Raw genomic sequence first — 3,584 nt, 5'->3', positions numbered from 1 at the left:
CGGGGCCCCCCCCCGCCCCCGCCCCCACCCCCCCCCCCCCCACCCCCCCCCGGGGCGCCCCCCCCCCCGCGCCCCCCGGTCGTTTCCTTGCGCCGAAACCGCGGTGCGGGCGGTGCTAGGTTGGGGCGCATGGCAGCGCATCACGGACACCGGCACGACGACCACTCCGCCGCCTTCGACTTCGCCGAAGCCGCGCCCCGCTTCAAAGCACGCGCCGAAGCCGAAGCCGCCAAGTACCGGCGGCTCGCCGAACAGCTCGCGAACCCGGCCGACACGATCGTCGCCGACATCGGCTGCGGCGCCGCGTCGATGGCGTTCGCACTCGCCGAGGTCCTCCCCGAAGCCCAAGTGGTGGCCGTGGACGCCGAACCGGCCATGCTCGACCTCGTACGCGAACGCGCCGCCGAGACCGGCGCCGGCGTGCGCGCCGCCCAAGCCTCGGTCGACGACCCGGACGCGCTCGCCGAGGTCTTCGGGACGCCCGCTGACCTCCTGTGGGCCGGGCGGGTCCTCCACCACGCCGCCGACCCCCAAGCGGCCCTTGACCACCTGGCCGCGCTCCTCGCCCCCGGCGGGCGCCTCGCGATCGGCGAAGGCGGCACCGCCCCGCAGTACCTGCCCTGGCATGTCGGCGTCGGCAGGCCCGGCCTGGAACTGCGCCTCATCGAAGCCGGATCCCGCCGCCTCGAAGGCGAAGGCGCCGAACACGGCTCCACGCCGCTCCCCTACGGCTGGAACCTCGCCCTCGAACGCGCGGGCCTCACCGAGGTGCACGAGGTGAACGAGCTCGACGCGACCCCCGCCCCGCTCGCAGGCACCGCCCTCACCCACGCCCTCGAATCACTGCAGACCAGGACGGAGTGGTTCGCGCACTACCTCAGCGACGACGACAACGCCGCCTGGGCGCGGCTCCTCGACGAGGACGGCCCCGACTGGCTCGGCCGCCGCCGCGACCTCCACCACCTGTCGATCGAGACGTACTTCGTCGCCGTCAAGCCTTGACCCGGACTTCACTCGCTCCCGGAGTCGACCTCGAGCTGGAACAGCCGCTCGAGCGCGGCCCGCGCGTACACGTCCTCCAGGTGCTCGGCCCGCGCGAAATCACTGAGCAGGTCGTACCCGTCGCGCAGCCCCAGCCGCCCGAGCCGGTACGCGGCCTCGATGCGCCCGAGCCAGTGGAAGCAGTCGTCAGCGGCCAGCACCGAGTACGCCTCGACCCCCACATCCGGACTGATGCTGTGCATCGCCTCGGCCGCATCGATGCCCAGATGAAAGTCCATGACGGACTCGACGCCTTTGACGATGCGCCACAACGCGTGCTCCGCGTCGATCACGCTGTCCTCGGCGAGCTGCTCGGCGCAGATGATCCGCAGCCGCACCGAGATCAGCGGCGCGTTCGCCAAGTGCCGCAACGCCATCGCCGCGGCCGAACCGTGAACGTTGCGCAGCGCGTGGGCGGCGGAGTGCCGCACGTACTCGCTCACCGACTCGTCGGTGACCAGTTGCATGAGGGCGATCCCGGCCGGACCGGCCGCGCAGTCGACGAGGGCGCTGGCGGCGTCCAGGCGGTACTTGGCGTCCACAGTCGAGTCGGCGGCGATCGATTCGAGCGCGCGGGCGGCGTCCTCGACACTGAAGCGGCCCATGTGCTCGGCGACCTCGAGCCGCACCTCTACATCCACATTGGACGATTTGGCTACAGAGGAAAGCCGCATGGCCATGTCCCGCCCGCCGAGGTCGACGAGGTCCTGGATGAGCTGGATGCGCAGTTCGGCGTCGATCGCCTCGTTCTTGATGGAGCCCACGAGGTTGCTCATGGCCCGGTCGCGGCGCTGATGCGGGACGGACACGACGGCCATCCCGATGGAGGGCTCGCAGGCTTCGCCGTAGGGTCCGATCGCCGGCTCGAGGGTGTCGCCGTAGGAGCCGCCCTCGCCGTACGCGCCGGCCGAAGGCTCGGCGGGTGTGCGGTAGACGTCGCCGACCGCGGCCCCGTAGGCGCCGATGTGGTCTCGCGGTTCGTCGTCCCAGAAGCGGGTGCGGGCCTTGCGTGGCTCCGGGTCGGGCTCGTCGCGCATGCGGGCGAGCTGGCGGCGGCGCTGCCAGCAGCCGGTCGCCCAGGTCGCGGCGAGCGCGGGGTAGATGAGACCGTAGCCCCAGCGGCCCGCGTCGAGGAGCTCGATCACCGGGACGGGGGCGAGCGCGGCGGAGAAGCGGATGGTCCAAAGCTGCACTGCATTGGCGTTCGCCATACGTCGAACCTCGGGTAGAAGCGTGGCTGGCGGGACTTCTCGGTACGGTTCCGCCGGCGTCCGGGGCAGCGCGCTGCCGCGGTCGCCTCGCGCGGCCTCGACGTGGGATCGACGGCGCCTGGCTTCAGGCCGCATGCGTGTGCCGGGGCATAAATCGTAGTCCCACAGGGCGACAGGCCGTCGCACTGGGTGTGCGACGGTTCGCTCGCGGCGGGGCGCTGTGAACGGTTCGTCCCTGTACGGCCGCTTCGCCTTTGGCAGGCGATGCGACCTGGGGATTTCCGGGGGCCACGATGTCGCCGGTTGCCTGTACGATCGAAGTCACCCCGGTGAAGCCCAATCACCGCGACCGATTGCCCCCGAGCAGACGAGGCGTGTAGAAGCGATGACGTATCCGCCCCCCGGCGGTGGGAACCCGCAGTATCAGCTGCAGCCCGAACCGCAGCAGCCCAGCGACCCCTACTCGCAGGGCTACAACAGCACGCCTCCGCCCGGCAACTACTACCAGCAGCAGCCGCCGCAGCAGTACACGCAGCCGCAGAGTCAGCCCCCGATGCCGCCGGTCGGCGTGCAGCAGGGCTACCCGTCGGCGCCCGGCTCGATCCTGCCGCCGCCGCTCCCGCCCGCCAAGCAGGGCGGCAACCTGCCGGTGATCCTGGGCGTGATCGTCGCGCTCGTCGTGGTCCTCGGCATCGCCGCGGTCCTGATCATCCCCGGGATGGTCGACGACGACGACCCGCAGGCGGGCGAAGGCACCTCCGAGAGCGCCGAACCCTCGGAAGAGGAAGCGGCGACGACCGAGGCTGAGGAAGAGCCCTCCGCGGAGGAAGAGCCGACCACGCCCGAAGCGGGCGGGGACGACGACTTCGCGACCTGGGGCACGCCCGTGAACTCCGAGGAGTTCACCGAGGGCACGCCGGAGGCCGCGGCGATCAATTACCGAATCGGCGCGGACACCGACGACAACGAGCTGCTGCAGGCGCAGGTGTGCAGTTCGCCGAGCTCGGCCATGCAGACCGACCTCGACTGGGAGGTCGAGAACACCGGCTACAACTTCGGGTTCCTGCTGTGGAGCATGTCGCGCGAGGTCGAAGGCGGCGTGGAGGTCTGGGTCGGCTGGACCATGGACGACAGCGAGCCGAGCGACACCGCCGAAATGGAAGAGGGCTCCGGCTACACCTTCACGGCGGTCGAGGAAGACGGCGCCTGGAAGCTCTGCGACGTGACCTGGTGACCTCCTGAGCGACCCGCGGGTCGCACTGGATCTTTGCAGCGGCGGGGGGGGGGGGGGGGGGGCGGGGGGGGCGGGGGGGGGGCGGGGGGGGGGGGGGG

The 3,584-nt window shown here is 71.7% G+C and carries 3 protein-coding genes; 2 read left to right on the top strand and 1 reads right to left on the bottom strand.

Going from position 1 to position 3,584, the window contains the following annotated elements:
• Positions 1 to 129 precede the first annotated feature (129 nt).
• A complete protein-coding gene (locus O2L52_RS16940) occupies positions 130 to 1,002 on the top strand; it encodes a class I SAM-dependent methyltransferase (RefSeq protein WP_270116934.1) in 873 nt (290 codons plus the stop codon).
• Between the two features lie 8 nt (positions 1,003 to 1,010).
• Here the strand turns inward: O2L52_RS16940 and O2L52_RS16935 are convergent, their stop codons facing one another.
• The gene (locus tag O2L52_RS16935; protein WP_270116933.1) at positions 1,011 to 2,252 is read right to left on the bottom strand and encodes a HEAT repeat domain-containing protein; all 1,242 of its coding nucleotides are present in this window, start codon (positions 2,250 to 2,252) and stop codon (positions 1,011 to 1,013) included.
• 385 nt (positions 2,253 to 2,637) lie between these two features.
• Between O2L52_RS16935 and O2L52_RS16930 the strand changes: the two genes are divergently transcribed.
• A complete protein-coding gene (locus tag O2L52_RS16930) occupies positions 2,638 to 3,486 on the top strand; it encodes a hypothetical protein (RefSeq protein ID WP_270116932.1) in 849 nt (282 codons plus the stop codon).
• Positions 3,487 to 3,584 lie beyond the last annotated feature (98 nt).

The sequence above is a fragment of the Glycomyces algeriensis genome, assembly GCF_027622855.1.
Lineage (GTDB): Bacteria > Actinomycetota > Actinomycetes > Mycobacteriales > Micromonosporaceae > Glycomyces > Glycomyces algeriensis.
The sequence above is the reverse complement of the archived record's forward strand: the minus strand, read 5'-3'. Positions and strand labels throughout refer to the sequence as shown.

Bases quoted from the DNA above. Each gene is read 5' to 3' on its own strand.
- O2L52_RS16940 (WP_270116934.1), top strand. From the start codon at position 130: ATGGCAGCGCATCACGGACACCGGCACGACGACCACTCCGCCGCCTTC.
- O2L52_RS16935 (WP_270116933.1), bottom strand. From the start codon at position 2,252: ATGGCGAACGCCAATGCAGTGCAGCTTTGGACCATCCGCTTCTCCGCC.
- O2L52_RS16930 (WP_270116932.1), top strand. From the start codon at position 2,638: ATGACGTATCCGCCCCCCGGCGGTGGGAACCCGCAGTATCAGCTGCAG.